Origin of the sequence: Pseudomonas sp. WJP1 (assembly GCF_028471945.1) — a bacterium.
Lineage (GTDB): Bacteria > Pseudomonadota > Gammaproteobacteria > Pseudomonadales > Pseudomonadaceae > Aquipseudomonas.
Window position 1 is genome coordinate 882,891 of sequence record NZ_CP110128.1, and the last position, 16,137, is coordinate 899,027.

Consider the following 16,137-nt stretch of genomic DNA (forward strand, 5'->3'; position numbering starts at 1 on the left):
GGAGAACAGCATGAGTGCAGTTGAAAGCGTCGGCCCACAAGCGTTGCCGGCACTGCAAGAACAAGTCGAGCAGATCATCGCTGAAGCCAAGCGACAGGGCGCCAGTGCCTGTGAAGTGGCGGTATCCCTGGAGCAGGGCCTGTCGACCACGGTTCGCCAGCGTGAAGTCGAAACCGTCGAATTCAACCGCGACCAGGGTTTTGGCATCACCTTGTACGTCGGTCAGCGCAAGGGCTCGGCCAGCACCTCGGCCAGTGGGCCGGAGGCAATTCGTGAAACCGTTGCCGCTGCCTTGGCTATCGCCAAGCACACCTCGGAAGACGAAGCCTCGGGTCTGGCAGATGCCGCGCTGATGGCCAGAGATGTGCAGGACTTCGACCTGTTCCATCAATGGGACATCTCCCCGGAGCAAGCGATCGAGCAGGCGCTGACCTGTGAGGCCGCGGCGTTTGCCGCCGACAGCCGGATCAAGAATGCCGATGGCACCACCCTGAGCACGCATCAGGGCTGCCGCGTCTATGGTAACAGCCACGGGTTTATCGGCGGTTATGCGTCGACCCGGCACAGCTTGAGTTGCGTGATGATCGCCGAGGCCGATGGCCAGATGCAGCGCGATTACTGGTACGACGTGAACCGCCAGGGCAATCTGCTGGCTGACCCGGTGAGCATCGGCCAACGTGCTGCGCAACGGGCAGCGAGCCGCCTGGGCGCGCGTCCGGTGCCGACCTGCGAAGTGCCGGTGCTGTTTTCCGCGGAGCTGGCCGGCGGCTTGTTCGGCAGCTTCCTCTCGGCGATTTCCGGTGGCAGCTTGTACCGTAAATCCTCCTTCCTCGAAGGCACGCTGGGGCAGAAGCTGTTCCCGGAATGGCTTACCATCGACGAACGTCCGCATCTGATGCGAGCCCTGGGCAGCGCGGCGTTCGATGGCGATGGCCTGGCCACCTACGCCAAACCTTTCGTCGAAAAAGGCGAGCTGGTGTCTTACATTCTCGGCACCTACTCAGGTCGCAAGCTTGGCATGCCTAGCACCGCCAATGCGGGTGGTGTGCACAACCTGTTCGTCACCCATGGCGATGAGGATCAGGCTGCTTTGCTGCGTCGCATGGGGCGCGGACTGCTGGTCACCGAATTGATGGGCCAGGGCCTGAACATGGTCACCGGTGATTACTCCCGTGGCGCGGCGGGTTACTGGGTCGAGAACGGTGAAATCCAGTTCGCGGTCCAGGAAGTGACCATCGCCGGCAACATGCGTGACATGTTCAAGCAGATCGTCGCCGTGGGTAATGACCTGGAACTGCGCAGCAACATTCGCACGGGCTCGGTGTTGATCGAGCGGATGACGGTGGCGGGTAGCTAAGCCTCGCCGTTACACCCAAAGGCGCGCCACCCATCGGGTGGTGCGCCTTTTTTTATGCGCTTTACACCGAGCCCCCTGTGGGAGCGGGCTTGCTCGCGAATGCGGAGTGTCAGCCACCCTATGCATCGGCTGACACACCGTATTCGCGAGCAAGCCCGCTCCCACATTGAGTGTGCGCCAGAGTCTGCACTTGTTTTGGTTCTCATTATCATCTAATAATAAATCTCATTACCGAATGAGCCCCGGATCATGAGTTCTGCCTTGCACGAGCAGCCCTACCTCGAAAGCTGGCGCTGGATGAGTCGCCAGATCCGTTGCGCGTTGAATCCTGACGAACCGCGCCTGATCGACCATTACCTGGCCGAAGGCCGGTATCTGGCCTGTTGCACGGCGACCTCACCCTGGACTGTCGCTGAAACTTCCTTCCGTTTGTTGCTCGACACCGCCGCCGATGTCGCGCTGCCCTGGCACTGGCGCACTTACTGCCTCGACCAGGCCTGGCGCCCGCTGCGCGAACTCGAGCGCCTCTCTCTGTGCAAATGCCGCCTCAAACGCTGGCAGAGCTACACCTGGCAATTGGCGACCTGCGAGTTGCAGCCTTCGATTCCCTTAACTGAACTGGTGCAAGGATATTCAGATGACCAAGACACGTATTGAGCGCGACAGCATGGGCGAGCTTCAGGTCCCGCAAGACGCCCTCTACGGCGCACAGACCCAGCGTGCGGTGGATAATTTCCCGATCAGCGGCAAGCCGATGCCGGTGCAGTTCATTCGCGCGCTGATCCTGGCCAAGGCTGCCGCTGCCCGGGCCAACATCGAGCTCAAGCAGATCAGTGAGTCCCAGGGCAACGCTATCGCCCTGGCGGCGCAAGGCCTGCTCGAAGGTGATTTCATGCAGCATTTCCCGGTGGATGTTTTCCAGACCGGTTCCGGCACCAGTTCCAACATGAATGCCAATGAAGTGATCGCCACCCTGGCCAGCCGCCTGCTCGGCGAGCCGGTGAATCCCAACGATCACGTCAACTGCGGCCAAAGCAGCAACGACATCATCCCGACCACTATCCATGTCAGTGCCGCGCTGGCCTTGCACGAGCAGTTGTTGCCAGCCCTGACCGAGCTGGTACAGGTGATCGAGAGCAAGGCGCAAGAGGTGCATCACCACGTCAAGACCGGTCGCACCCACCTGATGGATGCCATGCCGGTGCGCATGAGCCAGGTACTTAATGGTTGGGCGCAACAGCTCAAGGCCAACATCGGCCATTTGCAGAATCTGCTGCCAAGCCTGCAATCCCTGGCCCAGGGCGGCACGGCAGTGGGCACTGGCGTCAATGCGCATCCCGAATTCGCTGAGCGCTTCAGCCAACAGCTGAGCAAGCTGACCCAGGTGCAATTCACCCCAGGGGTGGATCTGTTTGCCTTGATCGGGTCCCAGGACACTGCCGTTGCCGTATCCGGCCAGCTCAAGGCCACCGCGGTTTCGCTGATGAAAATTGCCAACGACCTGCGCTGGATGAACTCCGGCCCCTTGGCCGGCCTGGGTGAGATAGAGCTCGAAGCCTTGCAACCGGGGTCTTCGATCATGCCCGGCAAGGTCAACCCGGTGATCCCGGAGGCCACCGCCATGGTCGCCGCCCAGGTGATCGGCAACGACACGGTGATCACCATCGCCGGTCAGTCGGGCAATTTCGAGCTCAACGTGATGCTGCCAATCGTCGCCCAGAACCTGCTGAGCAGTATCGAATTGCTGGCCAACTCCAGCCGGCTGCTGGGTGAAAAGGCAATTGCCAGTTTCAGGGTCAATGAAGACCGGATCAAGCAAGCGCTGTCGCGCAACCCGATCCTGGTGACCGCACTCAACCCGATCATTGGCTACCAGAAAGCCGCTGAAATCGCCAAGAAGGCCTATCAGCAGGGCCGCCCGGTGATCGATGTCGCGCTGGAGCACACGGACCTGTCGCGTAGCCAGCTGGAAGAGTTGCTCAACCCGGAAAAACTCACCGCTGGCGGCGTGTAAACACTACCACCGCTTTGGAGGCTCACCATGGAGCACTGGAAACGCACGATCGAAAGGGCAAATCGCTATTTCATGTTGGGTGAGCTGGTTGATGCCCGCGAGGCTTACTTGCAGGCATTGGCCCTGGCCCAGGTGCTTTTCGAGCGCTGGGGAAATGCCGATGAAGCGGTGGCGGCCTGCGTGATTTCCCATCACAACCTGGCGGACCTGCATCTGCGCCTGAATCAGCCGGAGGAGAGCGCCGAGTACCTGTGCGCCATCCACCAGCGTCTATTGCAAGCCATGCAGGACCCGCGACTGACGCCAGCCCTGCGCGAAGCCGCACTGCGCCAGAGCAACAAGACCTACGTCGAGCTGCTGAATTTCATCAGCGAACACGGTGAATACCCACGCACCCATCGTTTGCTGCACATCGATGCTGCTTCACCCTCGCAACGCCCTTCGCCTCACCCTCATGGAGTCCACTGAACATGGCTTTTGCCCTGCCTACCTTGCCGTATGCCTACGACGCCCTGGAACCGCACATCGATGCGCAGACCATGGAGATTCACTACACCAAGCACCATCAGACCTATATCAACAACCTGAACGCTGCTGTCGAGGGCACCGAGTTCGCCGAGTGGCCAGTGGAAAGGCTGGTGGCCGCCGTACAGCAACTGCCTGAGAAGCTCCGTGCGGCAGTGATCAATCAGGGTGGCGGCCACGCCAACCATTCACTGTTCTGGGAGGTCATGGCGCCCCACGGCGGCGGCAAGCCCGAAGGCACGCTGGCCCGGGCCATCGACGAGCAACTGGGTGGCTTCGACAGTTTCAAGGAGGCTTTCACCAAGGCTGCGCTGAGCCGTTTCGGCAGTGGCTGGGCCTGGCTGAGCGTTACACCGCAGAAGACCCTGGTGGTGGAAAGCAGTGCTAACCAGGACAGTCCGTTGATGAATGGCAATATGCCGATCCTCGGCCTGGATGTGTGGGAGCACGCTTACTACCTGCGCTATCAGAACCGCCGTCCGGAATACATCGGCGCGTTCTACAACGTGATCAATTGGCCAGAAGTTGCTGCGCGCTATCAAGCTGCACTGGCCTGAGTGTTCAATAAAAACAACCCAAGGCTGATTATGGGCACTGAAACACTGGCGATCGGAAGTGGACGAATGTTTCGTTACGCATTTGGATCGCTGCTACTGCTGGCGGGCACGAGCTTGCTGGTTGCACACGGGCTGGCGTGGCTGGATCTGGAGCCGCGGCTATCGCGGGCGTTGCAGGGCGGTGCGATCTGCGCCCTGGGTACCGCGCTCGGGGCCGTACCGGTGCTGGTGATCCGGCGTATGCCCCTGGCACTCAGCGATACCCTGCTGGGCTTTGGTGCTGGCGTGATGCTCGCGGCGACAGCGTTTTCGTTGATCGTGCCGGGCATTGCCGCGGCAGAAAACCTCGGCATGACGCCGTGGGCAGCCAGCAGCCTGATCTGTTTCGGCATCATGCTCGGCGCGCTCGCTTTGTTCCTGGTGGATCGCAAGGTCTCGGGAGCTTCACCAGAAATGCTCATCGGCTCCGTGGAGCATCCGGTGATCCCGCCACGGATCTGGCTGTTCGTGTTTGCAATCATTGCCCATAACATCCCTGAAGGCATGGCGGTCGGCGTGTCGGCCGGTGGTGGTATGCCTGATGCCGACAGCCTGGCAATGGGCATTGCCTTGCAGGATGTGCCGGAAGGGTTGGTGATCGCGTTGGTCCTGGCCGGGGCAGGGATGTCGCGTTTCAAGGCTTTTTTGATTGGTGCAGCGTCAGGGTTGGTTGAGCCGGTGTTCGCGCTGTTGTGCGCGTGGCTGGTGAGCCTGGCTGAACTGTTGTTGCCTTTGGGTTTGGCGCTGGCGGCGGGGGCGATGCTGTTGGTGGTCACCCACGAAGTCATTCCCGAGTCGCGACGGCATGGTCACGACAAGCTGGCCAGCCTTGGGTTGCTGATCGGGTTTTGTTTGATGATGGTGATGGATACGGCGTTGGGCTGAGAAAAAGATCGTCCGAATGAGGCCCGAGCCTGCGGACGATCTTTTGACCTTTACTCGCCTTCGTCGAAGTAGTTGTTGATCAACGTCACCAGCGCATCCAGCGCTTCCTGTTCCTGCTCGCCTTCGGTACTCAGATGAATCCTGGTGCCCTTGCCGGCGGCCAGCATCATCATCGCCATGATGCTTTTACCATCGACGGTGGTTTCTGGCGTGCGTCCCACCCTGATCGTGCAATCCTTGAATTGACCGGCGACCCCAACGAATTTTGCCGAAGCGCGGGCATGCAGGCCCAGCTTGTTGATGATTTCGATTTCCAGAGCAGGCATCGCGATGTGAATCCTTTAGCTGAGGTCGCGGTGGCGAACCTGGACATTCTTCAGGGATTGCTGCAGGACCTGGCCAAGACGTTCAGTCAGGTAGACGGAGCGGTGATGGCCGCCGGTGCAGCCAATTGCAATGGTGACATAGGCACGGTTGCTGGCGGCAAAGCGTGGCAGCCATTTGAGTAAATAAGTAGAAATGTCCTGGAACATTTCCTCGACATCGGGTTGCGCCGCCAGGTATTCGGCCACCGGTTGGTCGAGCCCTGACTGCTCGCGCAGTTCCGGCTTCCAGTAAGGATTGGGCAGGCAGCGCACGTCGAATACCAGGTCGGCGTCGACCGGCATGCCGCGCTTGAACCCGAACGATTCCACGAGGAATGCCGTACCGGGTTCCGGCTGGTTCAGCAGGCGCAGCTTGAGGGTATCGCGCAGTTGATACAAATTCAGGCTGGTGGTGTTGATCTTGAGATCGGCAAGGTCGGCAATCGGTCCAAGCAGGGTGGTCTCGTCGTTGATCGCTTCAGCCAGTGAGCGGTTGGCATTGCTCAGCGGGTGCCGCCGACGGGTTTCCGAGAAACGTTTGAGCAGGGTTTCCTCGTCGGCATCCAGATACAGGACATCGCACTGGATGTGGCGACTGCGAACTTCGGCCAGCAACTCGGGGAACCGCGACAGGTGGCTCGGCAGGTTGCGAGCATCGATGGATACGGCAACCAGCGGTTGTGCCAGCTCGGTGTGGATCAGCGCTCGCTCGGCCAGTTCGGGCAGCAAACCGGCAGGCAGGTTGTCAATGCAGTAGTAGCCGTTGTCCTCGAGGACGTCGAGGGCAGTGCTTTTACCTGAGCCGGAACGACCGCTGACTATGATCAAGCGCATGATTAGTGACCGTTTTGCTCGCTCAGGACAACCTGATACAAGGCTTCATTGCTCGAGGCGCTACGCAGTTTTTCGCGCACTTCCTTACGGTCGAGCATGCTGGCGATCTGGCGTAACAGCTCCAGGTGCGCATCGGTAGCGGCTTCCGGGACCAGCAGCACAAACAGCAGGTCAACCGGGGCGCCGTCGATGGCGTCGAAATCGATGGGGGCATCCAGGTGCATCAAGGCGCTGATGGGTGCGTTGCAGCCCTTCAGTCGACAGTGGGGAATGGCGATGCCGTTGCCAAAACCGGTCGAGCCTAGTTTTTCGCGGGCAATCAAAGCCTCGAAGACATCTTGCATCTCCAGATCCGGCACTTCGCGATGGATAAGGTTGGCAATTTGCTCGAGGGCTTTCTTTTTACTGCCGCCCGGCACGTTCACCAGGGAACGGCCGGGGGTCAGGATGCTTTCAAGTCGGATCATGGGTTGGGAGTGTTAACGACCCGTAGCGCCCTGGAGGAGGCTCTGGGTCTTTTCCTTATGCTTTTTGAGTTGTTTATCCAGCTTGTCGGTCAATGCGTCGATCGCCGCGTACATGTCGGTATGTTCCGCGTTGGCGACCACTTCATTGCCGGGAATATGCAGCGTGGCTTCGATTTTCTGCTTCAGCTTTTCGACCGTCATCGTGACCTGCACGTTAGTGATCTTGTCGAAATGTCGCTCCAATCGTTCGAGTTTTTCGCCGATGTAGGAGCGAAGAGGTTCGGTCACTTCCAGTTGGTGTCCACTGATGTTGACTTGCATACAGCTTCTCCTTCGTTGCCAGTGCATAAAGCGGCAGATCCAGATGATCTGCCACTGGAACGCTGTGGCGTGGCCCTACATCAACCGCTTGCGTTCGCTCGAAGGCGCGATCCCCAGGGATTCGCGATACTTGGCGACGGTGCGGCGGGCCACCTGAATGCCTTGTGCCTCCAGTAAACCAGCGATCTTGCTGTCACTCAACGGCTTTTTCTGATTTTCCGCAGCTACCAGTTTTTTGATGATCGCGCGAATCGCCGTGGACGAGCATTCTCCGCCTTCGGAGGTGCTGACGTGGCTGGAGAAAAAGTATTTCAGTTCATAGATGCCCCGAGGGGTATGCATGAATTTCTGCGTGGTGACCCGTGAAATCGTCGACTCGTGCATGCCGACTGCTTCGGCGATGTCATGCAGGACCAATGGTTTCATGGCCTCGTCGCCGTACTCCAGGAAGCCGCGCTGATGCTCGACGATCTGCGTGGCCACTTTCATCAGGGTTTCGTTGCGGCTTTGCAGGCTCTTGATGAACCAGCGGGCTTCCTGCAGCTGATTGCGCATGAAGGTGTTGTCGGCGCTGGTGTCGGCACGGCGAACGAACCCGGCATACTGGGCGTTGACCCGCAGGCGAGGCACCGACTCCTGGTTGAGCTCCACCAGCCAGCGTTCGTTGTCCTTGCGCACGATCACGTCGGGAACCACGTATTCGGCTTCGGTCGACTCGATTTGCGAGCCCGGGCGCGGGTTGAGGCTCTGGACCAGTTCGATGACCTGGCGCAGTTCATCTTCCTTGAGCTTCATGCGGCGCATCAGCTGGCTGTAGTCGCGGCTGCCGAGCAAGTCGATGTAGTCGGTGACCAGGCGCTTGGCTTCGGCCAGCCAAGGTGTCTTGGCGGGTAGCTGGCGCAATTGCAGCAGCAGGCATTCGCCCAGGTTGCGCGCACCGATACCGGCAGGTTCGAATTGCTGGATGCGGTGCAGGACGGCTTCGATTTCGTCCAGTTCGATGTCCAGTTCCGGATCGAAGGCTTCGAGGATTTCCTCCAGCGTCTCGTCCAGATAACCCTGGTTGTTGATGCAGTCGATCAGGGTCACGGCGATCAGGCGATCGGTGTCGGACATCGGTGCCAGGTTCAATTGCCACAACAGGTGGCTTTGCAGGCTCTCGCCGGCCGATGTGCGGGTGGTGAAATCCCACTCGTCGTCATCGTTGCTCGGCAGGCTGCTGGCGCTGGTCTGGTAGACGTCTTCCCAGGCGGTGTCGACAGGTAATTCGTTGGGGATGCGCTCGTTCCAGTCGCCTTCCTCGATGTTATCGACGGTCGGGGCGCTTTCCTGGTAAGAGGGTTCCTGGATGTCGGTACTGGGCTTGTGTTCGGCGTTGTCGGCCAGTGGGTCGGAATTGTCGAAGTCGTCGCCTTCTTCCTGGCGCTCGAGCATCGGATTGGACTCCAGGGCCTCCTGGATTTCCTGTTGCAGGTCCAGGGTCGACAATTGGAGCAGGCGGATGGCCTGTTGCAGCTGCGGTGTCATCGTCAGCTGCTGGCCCATTCTCAAGACTAGCGATGGTTTCATGGCAGGGGCTTAACACCTTATTCGCCGGCGCACATGCGCCATCCACTACAGGGCGCCGGAGCGCCAAACTTAAGCAAATTATATGCCCGAAACTGCGGCGTTTGCCTAGAGCGCTGTAACAATAAAAAAAGATTGATTTTTTATTGCGGCAAGCGCTCGGCCGACCCGCCGGACACCGCGATGCTTACAGGCGGAATTCATGCCCCAGGTACACTTCCTTCACCAGGTCGTTGGCCAGGATGGTTTCAGCGTCGCCTTCGGCGATCAGTTGGCCATCGTTGACAATATAGGCGGTTTCGCAGATATCCAGGGTTTCACGGACGTTGTGGTCGGTGATCAGCACGCCGATCCCCTTCGCCTTGAGGTGGTGGATGATCTGCTTGATGTCGCCTACCGAGATCGGGTCCACGCCGGCGAACGGTTCGTCGAGCAGGATGAATTTCGGGTTGGTGGCCAGTGCCCGGGCGATTTCCACACGGCGGCGCTCACCACCGGACAGGCTCATGCCGAGATTGTCGCGGATGTGGCTGATGTGGAACTCCTGCAGCAGGCTTTCCAGTTCCTTGCGACGACCGGCCTTGTCGAGCTCCTTGCGGGTCTCGAGGATGGCCATGATGTTGTCGGCCACCGAGAGTTTGCGGAAGATCGATGCTTCTTGCGGCAGATAGCCGATACCCGCCTTGGCGCGACCGTGCATCGGCTGGTGGCTGACATCGAGGTCATCGATCAGTACGCGGCCCTGATCGGCCTGTACCAGGCCGACGATCATGTAGAAGCAGGTGGTCTTGCCGGCGCCGTTGGGGCCGAGCAGGCCGACGATCTGGCCGCTGTCGATGGACAGGCTGACGTCACGCACGACCTGGCGGCTCTTATAGCTCTTGGCCAGGTGCTGGGCTTTCAGAGTTGCCATTACGGGGCCTTTTGCTCGTCGGTTTTCTTTTTCGGCTGGATCACCATATCGATGCGCGGGCGCGATTCGGTCACCTTGCTGCCCGTGGCGCGACCGGCGCTGGCCAGCTTCTTCTCGGTGTCATAGACGATTTTCTCGCCTTGAGTGATGTTGTCGTCCTTGTCGATGACCTTGGCCTTGTCGATCAGCACGACACGATTTTGCTTGGCAAGGTACTGGATGGTCACGCCCCAGCCCTGCACGGGCTTGGAGTCGCCGGCGGTCTGCAGTTGCTCGAAGTAGGCCAGGTTGCCAACCGAGGTCACCACATCGATGTCGCCATCGGCGGCGCGGGTCATTGTCACCTTGTTGCCCTTAACGATGATCGAGCCCTGGGTGATGATCACATCGCCCGTATAGGTGGCTACACCGTTCTTGTCGTCCAGCTGGGCATCATCGGCCTGAATGCGGATTGGCTGCTGCTGATCGTTCGGCAGAGCCCAGGCGCTCACGCTTCCCAGTGCTGCGCCCAGACTGAGCAAAATAGGGAGGGTTTTAACGAGCCTCATACTGTCCTCTTACGTTCGATAGCAGGTGTATCCTGCTTTCTTTCAAATACGCCTTCATTCCCTTGCCAGTCGATACACCGCCAGCGCCGTCGATTCTAACGTCTCGCTCGGTCTGCGCATATTGCTGCTGCGGGAACACGGTCATGCGGGTGGTGGTAATCAGCGTCCTGCGGTTTTTTTCGTCGAAACGGGTAATGCGCACCGAATCTATCAATTCGACCTGCGTGCCGTCGGGATTGACTTCGCCTTTTTCGCTCTGGACGTGCCATGGGAACTCGGTGCCCCGGAACATGTTCAGGTCGGGGTTGGTCAACAGCGTCACTTCGGTGGCTTTCAGGTGCTCGACCTTGTCCGACGTCATCTCGTATTGCAGCCTGCCGTCCGGCAGGAACTGCACGCTGTGGGCGTTGGTGGCGTAATAGTCGATAGCGCTCTCATCGACGTGCACTACCGGCTTGTCGAGAAAGCGTTCCGGGCTGATGTTCCAGTAGCCAACCGCAGCGAAAATCGCCGTGATGCTACCGAACAACAGGGTGTTACGAATCTTTTTACTCAGCATGATCTGGCTCACAGGTACGCGGCATTGGCCTCGTCGAGGCGGCCTTGGGCGCGCAGGATCAATTCGCAGAATTCACGTGCGGCACCTTCACCCCCGCGGGCTTGGGTTATGCCGTGAGCGTGCTCGCGCACGAAGCTGGCGGCGTTGGCCACTGCCATGCCCAGGCCGACGCGGCGGATCACTGGCAGGTCCGGCAAATCGTCACCGAGGTAGGCGACCTGCTCATAGCTTAGGCCGAGTTGGGCAAGAAGCTCGTCGAGCACCACCAGTTTGTCTTCGCGACCCTGATACAGGTGGGGAATGCCGAGGTTCTTCGCGCGTCGTTCGACCACCGGGGTTTTGCGGCCGCTGATGATCGCGGTCTGCACGCCGGCCGCCATCAGCATCTTGATGCCCTGGCCGTCGAGGGTGTTGAACGTCTTGAATTCGCTACCGTCTTCGAGGAAGTACAGGCGCCCGTCTGTCAGGACGCCATCGACATCGAACACCGCCAGTTTGATTTGTTGGCCGCGTTCCAGCAGGTCCATGCTCATTACATTACTCCCGCACGCAGCAAGTCGTGCATGTTCAGGGCACCGACCGGGCGATCTTCGCTGTCGACCACGACCAGCGCGTTGATTTTGTGATCTTCCATTATTTTCAGGGCCTCGGCGGCGAGCATTTCGGCACGGGCGGTCTTGCCATGGGCGGTCATGACCTGGTCGATAGTGGCGCTGTGGATATCGATGCTGCGGTCCAGCGTGCGACGCAAGTCACCGTCGGTGAAGATCCCGGCCAGCTTGCCGTCGGCCTCGAGTACCACGGTCATGCCCAGGCCCTTGCGGGTCATTTCCATCAGCGCATCCTTGAGCAGGGTGCCGCGCAGTACTTGCGGCAGCTCTTGCCCGGCGTGCATGACGTTTTCCACTTTCAGCAGCAGGCGTCGGCCCAGTGCACCGCCCGGGTGGGAAAAGGCGAAATCCTCGGCGGTAAAACCGCGAGCTTCCAGCAATGCGACGGCCAAGGCATCGCCCATGACCAGCGCGGCGGTCGTCGACGAGGTGGGCGCCAGGTTCAGCGGGCAGGCCTCATGCTCGACCTGCACATTCAGGTTGACCTCGGCCGCCTTGGCGAGTGGCGAGTCGGGCTTGCCCGTCATGCTGATCAACTGGATACCCAGGCGCTTGATGAGCGGCAGCAGGGTGACGATTTCATTGGTTGAGCCGGAGTTCGACAGCGCCAGGATGATGTCGTCGCGGGTGATCATGCCCATGTCGCCATGGCTGGCTTCGGCAGGATGCACAAAAAAGGCCGTGGTGCCGGTACTGGCCAGGGTAGCGGCAATCTTGTTGCCGATGTGCCCCGATTTGCCCATGCCGACCACGACGACACGCCCTTTGCTGGCCAGAATCATTTCGCAGGCGCGCACGAAATCCCCGTCGATACGGGGCAGCAAGCTTTGAACGGCTTCCAGTTCGAGGCGGATGGTGCGTTGTGCTGAATTGATCAGGTCGTTGGATTGGCTCATTTCGAAAATATTTAGCCTGGTGAAAAGGCGGCGATTATAGCCGGTATGGTTGAAACCCTCACGCAAGTTCGTTGCCCATTGTCATTCCTTGTAACCGAATCCCCTCTAGATGGAGCTTTCTGGCTGTCATGCTGCTGAACATGGCCCGGCATTGGCCTTGGGCGCGTGACGCTTGCAGTGATATAGTTCGCCGCCAGTTCGGCCCGCCCGGGAAGTATGTGCTTTTGTCAGGAAGCCAGGCGTCCGAGTGTGAGGCTGCATCGCAAGGAGTTTAGATGAGTGCCGATAACGCCTACGCGGTCGAGCTGAAGGGACTGACCTTCAAGCGCGGCGCGCGCAGCATTTTCAATAACATTGATATCCGTATTCCGCGCGGCAAGGTCACCGGCATCATGGGACCTTCCGGGTGTGGCAAGACCACGCTCTTGCGCTTGATGGGCGCCCAGTTGCGGCCTGCCAGTGGCGAGGTCTGGGTCAATGGTCAGAACCTGCCGGCGTTGTCGCGCAGTGATCTGTTCGATGCACGCAAGCACATGGGTGTGCTGTTTCAGAGTGGCGCACTGTTTACCGACCTCGATGTCTTCGAGAACGTCGCCTTTCCATTGCGCGTTCATACCGGGCTGCCCGAAGAAATGATCCGCGACATCGTCCTGCTCAAATTGCAGGCCGTTGGGTTGCGTGGCGCCATCGACCTGATGCCCGACGAACTGTCCGGCGGCATGAAGCGTCGCGTCGCGCTGGCGCGGGCGATTGCGCTCGATCCGCAGATTCTCATGTATGACGAGCCCTTTGTCGGCCAGGATCCCATCGCCATGGGCGTACTGGTGCGCCTGATCCGCTTGCTCAACGATGCGCTGGGCATTACCAGTATCGTGGTTTCCCATGATCTGGCCGAAACCGCCAGCATCGCCGACTACATCTATGTGGTGGGCGACGGGCAGGTGTTGGGCCAGGGCACGCCCGACGAGCTGATGAACTCGGACGAGCCGCGTATCCGTCAATTCATGACAGGCGAGCCCGACGGTCCGGTCGCCTATCACTTTCCAGCGACGGATTACCGCGCAGATCTTCTGGGGAAGCGTTGATGCGCAAGATTTCGCTTTTGGAAAGGGTGCGCCGGTTCGGCCACGCCGGCATCGACGTACTGGCGGTGTTCGGGCGCTCTTCGCTTTTTCTGTTTCACGCACTGCTGGGGCGCGGAGGCATCGGTGGCGGGTTTGGCCTGCTGGTCAAGCAACTGCATTCGGTGGGGGTGATGTCCCTGGTGATCATCGTGGTCTCCGGGATATTCATCGGCATGGTGCTGGCGCTGCAAGGCTTCAACATCCTGTCCAGCTACGGTTCGGAGCAGGCGGTGGGGCAGATGGTGGCGCTGACGCTGCTGCGTGAACTGGGACCGGTGGTGACTGCATTGCTGTTCGCCGGGCGTGCAGGTTCGGCGCTGACGGCGGAAATAGGCAACATGAAGTCCACCGAACAGCTCTCCAGCCTGGAAATGATCGGGGTGGACCCGCTCAAGTACATCATTGCCCCGCGCTTGTGGGCCGGCTTCATTTCCTTGCCGGTGCTGGCGATGATTTTCAGCGTGGTGGGTATCTGGGGCGGTTCCTGGGTGGCCGTCGACTGGCTGGGTGTGTATGAAGGCTCCTACTGGTCGAACATGCAGAACAGCGTGACCTTTGCCGACGATGTGCTCAACGGCATCATCAAAAGCATGGTCTTCGCCTTCGTCGTGACCTGGATCGCCGTATTCCAAGGCTATGACTGCGAGCCCACTTCAGAGGGGATCAGTCGTGCCACTACCAAGACCGTGGTGTATGCCTCTTTGGCTGTGCTCGGCCTGGACTTTATTCTGACCGCCTTGATGTTTGGAGATTTCTGATGCAAAACCGCACCCTGGAAATCGGTGTCGGCCTTTTCTTGCTGGCTGGCATCCTGGCTTTGCTGTTGCTGGCGTTGCGGGTCAGTGGACTGTCCCCGAGCCCGAGCACCGAAACCTATAAACTTTATGCGTATTTCGACAATATCGCCGGTTTGACTGTCAGAGCTAAAGTGACCATGGCCGGTGTGACCATCGGCAAGGTCACGGCAATCGATCTGGACCGCGACAGTTTCACCGGTCGGGTGACCATGCAGCTGGAAAAGCGCGTAGATAATCTACCGGCAGACTCCACTGCATCTATCCTGACCGCTGGCCTGTTGGGCGAGAAGTACATCGGTATCAGTGTGGGTGGGGAAGAAGCCCTGCTCAAGGATGGCGGGACCATCCACGACACCCAGTCGTCGCTGGTGCTCGAGGACCTGATCGGTAAATTCCTGCTCAATACCGTTAGCAAAGACGCCAAATGAGGAGCTTTTGAATGATCTCTACCTTGCGACGTGGCCTGTTGGTTCTGCTCGCGGTCTTGCCGTTGGTGGCCAACGCCGTGGCGGCGCCTACCGCGCACGAGCTGGTTCAGGACACCACCAACCGCTTGCTGGCCGACCTGGCCGCCAACAAAGAGAAGTACAAACAGGATCCGCAGGACTTCTATGCGGCGCTCAACAGCATTGTCGGGCCTGTGGTGGATGCCGAAGGTATTTCCAAAAGCATCATGACGGTCAAGTACTCGCGCAAAGCTACGCCTGCGCAAATGAAGACCTTTGAGGAAAACTTCAAGAAGGGCCTGTTCCAGTTCTATGGCAATGCCTTGCTCGAATACAACAACCAGGGCATCACCGTTGATCCTGCCAAGGACGAGTCGGGCGAGCGTACGAGCGTCGGCATGACGGTCAAGGGCAGCAATGGCGCGATCTATCCTGTGTCCTACACACTGGAAAAGGTCGGCGGCGAGTGGAAATTGCGTAACGTCATCATCAACGGCATCAACATTGGCAAGTTGTTCCGTGATCAGTTCGCTGATGCGATGCAGCGCAATGGCAACGACCTGGACAAAACCATCAATGGTTGGGCCGGGGAAGTCGCCAAGGCCAAGGAATCCACGGAGAAGCAGACCCAATGAGTGAGTCGGCGGTCCGGATGGACGAAGCCGGCGAGCTGCGGCTCAGCGGTGTGCTGGATTATCGCACCGGCCCGCAATTGCGCCAGCAGGGGCAGGCGCTGATCAATGCCAGCAAGGCCGCGGCCGTGGTGGTTGATTGTTCGGCGGTGGAAAAATCCAGCAGCGTCGGTCTGTCGTTGCTGTTGTGTTTCATGCGTGATGCCCAGGCGGCCGGCAAGGCGCTGAGCATCCGCGGGATGCCAGAAGACATGCGCGAAATCGCTCAGGTCAGTGAACTGACCGAGCTGTTGGCGCATCCCTAACCCGCATCTATGAACAAGCCCCCCGTCAGAGTCCTGCTTCGCGGGGTTCGCAGGCGCGGGGCTTTTTTGTATGATGTCCGACCCGCGCGCACAGGGCGCCGATTGAGGTTGAGCATGCAGGCCAACGAAGTGAAGAGCTTTCTTGAAGGAAAGCTGCCCGGAACGAAGGTAGAAGTCGAGGGCGAAGGCTGCAATTTCCAGCTGAACGTGATTAGCGATGAACTGGCGGCATTGAGCCCGGTGAAGCGTCAGCAACAGGTCTATGCCCATTTGAACCCATGGATCACCGATGGCAGCATCCATGCGGTCACAATGAAATTTTTCAGCAGCGCGGCCTGGGCCGAGCGCACCTGAGCCCAAGGGCGTCGAGATTCTA

The 16,137-nt window shown here is 59.5% G+C and carries 22 protein-coding genes; 12 read left to right on the forward strand and 10 right to left on the reverse strand.

Annotated elements, in window-relative coordinates:
- Positions 1-10 precede the first annotated feature (10 nt).
- The 6 genes from pmbA (at position 11) to OH720_RS03930 (ending at position 5,377) form a co-directional block, all read left to right on the forward strand.
- Positions 11-1,357: a metalloprotease PmbA gene (pmbA, locus tag OH720_RS03905; protein ID WP_272604627.1), complete on the forward strand. Its 1,347-nt coding sequence runs from the start codon at positions 11-13 to the stop codon at positions 1,355-1,357.
- Positions 1,358-1,606: 249 nt separating this feature from the next.
- The gene (locus OH720_RS03910; protein ID WP_272604628.1) at positions 1,607-2,014 is read left to right on the forward strand and encodes a FagA protein; all 408 of its coding nucleotides are present in this window, start codon (positions 1,607-1,609) and stop codon (positions 2,012-2,014) included.
- On the forward strand, positions 1,995-3,371 hold the full coding sequence (locus OH720_RS03915) for a class II fumarate hydratase (protein ID WP_272604629.1): 1,377 nt from the start codon (positions 1,995-1,997) through the stop codon (positions 3,369-3,371). The genes OH720_RS03910 and OH720_RS03915 overlap by 20 nt, the downstream gene beginning before the upstream one ends.
- A 27-nt stretch (positions 3,372-3,398) precedes the next feature.
- Positions 3,399-3,839, forward strand: coding sequence for a hypothetical protein (locus tag OH720_RS03920; RefSeq protein ID WP_272604630.1), 441 nt, complete (start codon positions 3,399-3,401; stop codon positions 3,837-3,839).
- A 2-nt stretch (positions 3,840-3,841) separates the two neighbouring features.
- Complete coding sequence (locus tag OH720_RS03925) at positions 3,842-4,453, forward strand: superoxide dismutase (protein WP_272604631.1); 612 nt, start codon at positions 3,842-3,844, stop codon at positions 4,451-4,453.
- Between the two features lie 30 nt (positions 4,454-4,483).
- Positions 4,484-5,377, forward strand: a complete 894-nt coding sequence (locus OH720_RS03930) for a ZIP family metal transporter (protein WP_272604632.1) — start codon at positions 4,484-4,486, stop codon at positions 5,375-5,377.
- Positions 5,378-5,427: 50 nt separating this feature from the next.
- On the opposite strand, the gene OH720_RS03935 is transcribed toward OH720_RS03930, so the two are convergent.
- From OH720_RS03935 to OH720_RS03980, 10 genes are all read right to left on the reverse strand, one after another.
- Complete coding sequence (locus OH720_RS03935; protein ID WP_272604633.1) at positions 5,428-5,703, reverse strand: HPr family phosphocarrier protein; 276 nt, start codon at positions 5,701-5,703, stop codon at positions 5,428-5,430.
- A gap of 15 nt (positions 5,704-5,718) precedes the next feature.
- Complete coding sequence (gene rapZ, locus OH720_RS03940) at positions 5,719-6,576, reverse strand: RNase adapter RapZ (RefSeq protein WP_008054363.1); 858 nt, start codon at positions 6,574-6,576, stop codon at positions 5,719-5,721.
- 2 nt (positions 6,577-6,578) lie between these two features.
- Positions 6,579-7,043 (reverse strand): PTS IIA-like nitrogen regulatory protein PtsN, encoded by a 465-nt coding sequence (gene ptsN, locus OH720_RS03945; protein WP_272604634.1) that lies wholly within the window; start codon positions 7,041-7,043, stop codon positions 6,579-6,581.
- A gap of 12 nt (positions 7,044-7,055) precedes the next feature.
- Positions 7,056-7,364 (reverse strand): ribosome hibernation-promoting factor, HPF/YfiA family, encoded by a 309-nt coding sequence (gene hpf / locus OH720_RS03950; RefSeq protein ID WP_008018717.1) that lies wholly within the window; start codon positions 7,362-7,364, stop codon positions 7,056-7,058.
- Between the two features lie 75 nt (positions 7,365-7,439).
- Positions 7,440-8,933 carry an RNA polymerase factor sigma-54 gene (locus tag OH720_RS03955; protein WP_032831235.1) on the reverse strand — a complete coding sequence of 498 codons (1,494 nt, stop codon included), beginning with the start codon at positions 8,931-8,933 and terminating at the stop codon, positions 7,440-7,442.
- A 184-nt stretch (positions 8,934-9,117) separates the two neighbouring features.
- On the reverse strand, positions 9,118-9,843 hold the full coding sequence (lptB, locus tag OH720_RS03960; RefSeq protein WP_008054366.1) for an LPS export ABC transporter ATP-binding protein: 726 nt from the start codon (positions 9,841-9,843) through the stop codon (positions 9,118-9,120).
- Positions 9,843-10,391, reverse strand: a complete 549-nt coding sequence (lptA, locus tag OH720_RS03965) for a lipopolysaccharide transport periplasmic protein LptA (RefSeq protein ID WP_272604635.1) — start codon at positions 10,389-10,391, stop codon at positions 9,843-9,845. The genes lptB and lptA overlap by 1 nt, the downstream gene beginning before the upstream one ends.
- Positions 10,378-10,950 (reverse strand): LPS export ABC transporter periplasmic protein LptC, encoded by a 573-nt coding sequence (gene lptC, locus OH720_RS03970; RefSeq protein WP_272604636.1) that lies wholly within the window; start codon positions 10,948-10,950, stop codon positions 10,378-10,380. Before lptC ends, lptA begins: the two co-directional genes overlap by 14 nt.
- A gap of 8 nt (positions 10,951-10,958) precedes the next feature.
- Positions 10,959-11,483 (reverse strand): KdsC family phosphatase, encoded by a 525-nt coding sequence (locus tag OH720_RS03975; RefSeq protein ID WP_008054369.1) that lies wholly within the window; start codon positions 11,481-11,483, stop codon positions 10,959-10,961.
- On the reverse strand, positions 11,483-12,457 hold the full coding sequence (locus tag OH720_RS03980; protein WP_272604637.1) for a KpsF/GutQ family sugar-phosphate isomerase: 975 nt from the start codon (positions 12,455-12,457) through the stop codon (positions 11,483-11,485). The genes OH720_RS03975 and OH720_RS03980 overlap by 1 nt, the downstream gene beginning before the upstream one ends.
- Before the next feature lie 275 nt (positions 12,458-12,732).
- Here OH720_RS03980 and OH720_RS03985 point away from each other — a divergent pair, with 275 nt between their 5' ends.
- From OH720_RS03985 to OH720_RS04010, 6 genes are all read left to right on the forward strand, one after another.
- Positions 12,733-13,542, forward strand: a complete 810-nt coding sequence (locus OH720_RS03985; protein ID WP_008054371.1) for an ATP-binding cassette domain-containing protein — start codon at positions 12,733-12,735, stop codon at positions 13,540-13,542.
- Positions 13,542-14,339 carry a lipid asymmetry maintenance ABC transporter permease subunit MlaE gene (mlaE, locus tag OH720_RS03990; protein WP_008054372.1) on the forward strand — a complete coding sequence of 266 codons (798 nt, stop codon included), beginning with the start codon at positions 13,542-13,544 and terminating at the stop codon, positions 14,337-14,339. The genes OH720_RS03985 and mlaE overlap by 1 nt, the downstream gene beginning before the upstream one ends.
- A complete protein-coding gene (mlaD, locus tag OH720_RS03995) occupies positions 14,339-14,806 on the forward strand; it encodes an outer membrane lipid asymmetry maintenance protein MlaD (RefSeq protein WP_008054374.1) in 468 nt (155 codons plus the stop codon). The genes mlaE and mlaD overlap by 1 nt, the downstream gene beginning before the upstream one ends.
- A gap of 11 nt (positions 14,807-14,817) precedes the next feature.
- The gene (locus tag OH720_RS04000) at positions 14,818-15,459 is read left to right on the forward strand and encodes an MlaC/ttg2D family ABC transporter substrate-binding protein (protein ID WP_272604638.1); all 642 of its coding nucleotides are present in this window, start codon (positions 14,818-14,820) and stop codon (positions 15,457-15,459) included.
- Positions 15,456-15,761 (forward strand): STAS domain-containing protein, encoded by a 306-nt coding sequence (locus tag OH720_RS04005; RefSeq protein WP_272604639.1) that lies wholly within the window; start codon positions 15,456-15,458, stop codon positions 15,759-15,761. The genes OH720_RS04000 and OH720_RS04005 overlap by 4 nt, the downstream gene beginning before the upstream one ends.
- Before the next feature lie 114 nt (positions 15,762-15,875).
- Positions 15,876-16,115 (forward strand): BolA family protein, encoded by a 240-nt coding sequence (locus OH720_RS04010; protein ID WP_020796650.1) that lies wholly within the window; start codon positions 15,876-15,878, stop codon positions 16,113-16,115.
- Positions 16,116-16,137: the final 22 nt, after the last annotated feature.

Coding starts and splice junctions, on each gene's coding strand:
- pmbA (WP_272604627.1), top strand. CDS start 11: ATGAGTGCAGTTGAAAGCGTCGGCCCACAAGCGTTGCCGGCACTGCAA.
- OH720_RS03910 (WP_272604628.1), top strand. CDS start 1,607: ATGAGTTCTGCCTTGCACGAGCAGCCCTACCTCGAAAGCTGGCGCTGG.
- OH720_RS03915 (WP_272604629.1), top strand. CDS start 1,995: ATGACCAAGACACGTATTGAGCGCGACAGCATGGGCGAGCTTCAGGTC.
- OH720_RS03920 (WP_272604630.1), top strand. CDS start 3,399: ATGGAGCACTGGAAACGCACGATCGAAAGGGCAAATCGCTATTTCATG.
- OH720_RS03925 (WP_272604631.1), top strand. CDS start 3,842: ATGGCTTTTGCCCTGCCTACCTTGCCGTATGCCTACGACGCCCTGGAA.
- OH720_RS03930 (WP_272604632.1), top strand. CDS start 4,484: ATGGGCACTGAAACACTGGCGATCGGAAGTGGACGAATGTTTCGTTAC.
- OH720_RS03935 (WP_272604633.1), bottom strand. CDS start 5,703: ATGCCTGCTCTGGAAATCGAAATCATCAACAAGCTGGGCCTGCATGCC.
- rapZ (WP_008054363.1), bottom strand. CDS start 6,576: ATGCGCTTGATCATAGTCAGCGGTCGTTCCGGCTCAGGTAAAAGCACT.
- ptsN (WP_272604634.1), bottom strand. CDS start 7,043: ATGATCCGACTTGAAAGCATCCTGACCCCCGGCCGTTCCCTGGTGAAC.
- hpf (WP_008018717.1), bottom strand. CDS start 7,364: ATGCAAGTCAACATCAGTGGACACCAACTGGAAGTGACCGAACCTCTT.
- OH720_RS03955 (WP_032831235.1), bottom strand. CDS start 8,933: ATGAAACCATCGCTAGTCTTGAGAATGGGCCAGCAGCTGACGATGACA.
- lptB (WP_008054366.1), bottom strand. CDS start 9,843: ATGGCAACTCTGAAAGCCCAGCACCTGGCCAAGAGCTATAAGAGCCGC.
- lptA (WP_272604635.1), bottom strand. CDS start 10,391: ATGAGGCTCGTTAAAACCCTCCCTATTTTGCTCAGTCTGGGCGCAGCA.
- lptC (WP_272604636.1), bottom strand. CDS start 10,950: ATGCTGAGTAAAAAGATTCGTAACACCCTGTTGTTCGGTAGCATCACG.
- OH720_RS03975 (WP_008054369.1), bottom strand. CDS start 11,483: ATGAGCATGGACCTGCTGGAACGCGGCCAACAAATCAAACTGGCGGTG.
- OH720_RS03980 (WP_272604637.1), bottom strand. CDS start 12,457: ATGAGCCAATCCAACGACCTGATCAATTCAGCACAACGCACCATCCGC.
- OH720_RS03985 (WP_008054371.1), top strand. CDS start 12,733: ATGAGTGCCGATAACGCCTACGCGGTCGAGCTGAAGGGACTGACCTTC.
- mlaE (WP_008054372.1), top strand. CDS start 13,542: ATGCGCAAGATTTCGCTTTTGGAAAGGGTGCGCCGGTTCGGCCACGCC.
- mlaD (WP_008054374.1), top strand. CDS start 14,339: ATGCAAAACCGCACCCTGGAAATCGGTGTCGGCCTTTTCTTGCTGGCT.
- OH720_RS04000 (WP_272604638.1), top strand. CDS start 14,818: ATGATCTCTACCTTGCGACGTGGCCTGTTGGTTCTGCTCGCGGTCTTG.
- OH720_RS04005 (WP_272604639.1), top strand. CDS start 15,456: ATGAGTGAGTCGGCGGTCCGGATGGACGAAGCCGGCGAGCTGCGGCTC.
- OH720_RS04010 (WP_020796650.1), top strand. CDS start 15,876: ATGCAGGCCAACGAAGTGAAGAGCTTTCTTGAAGGAAAGCTGCCCGGA.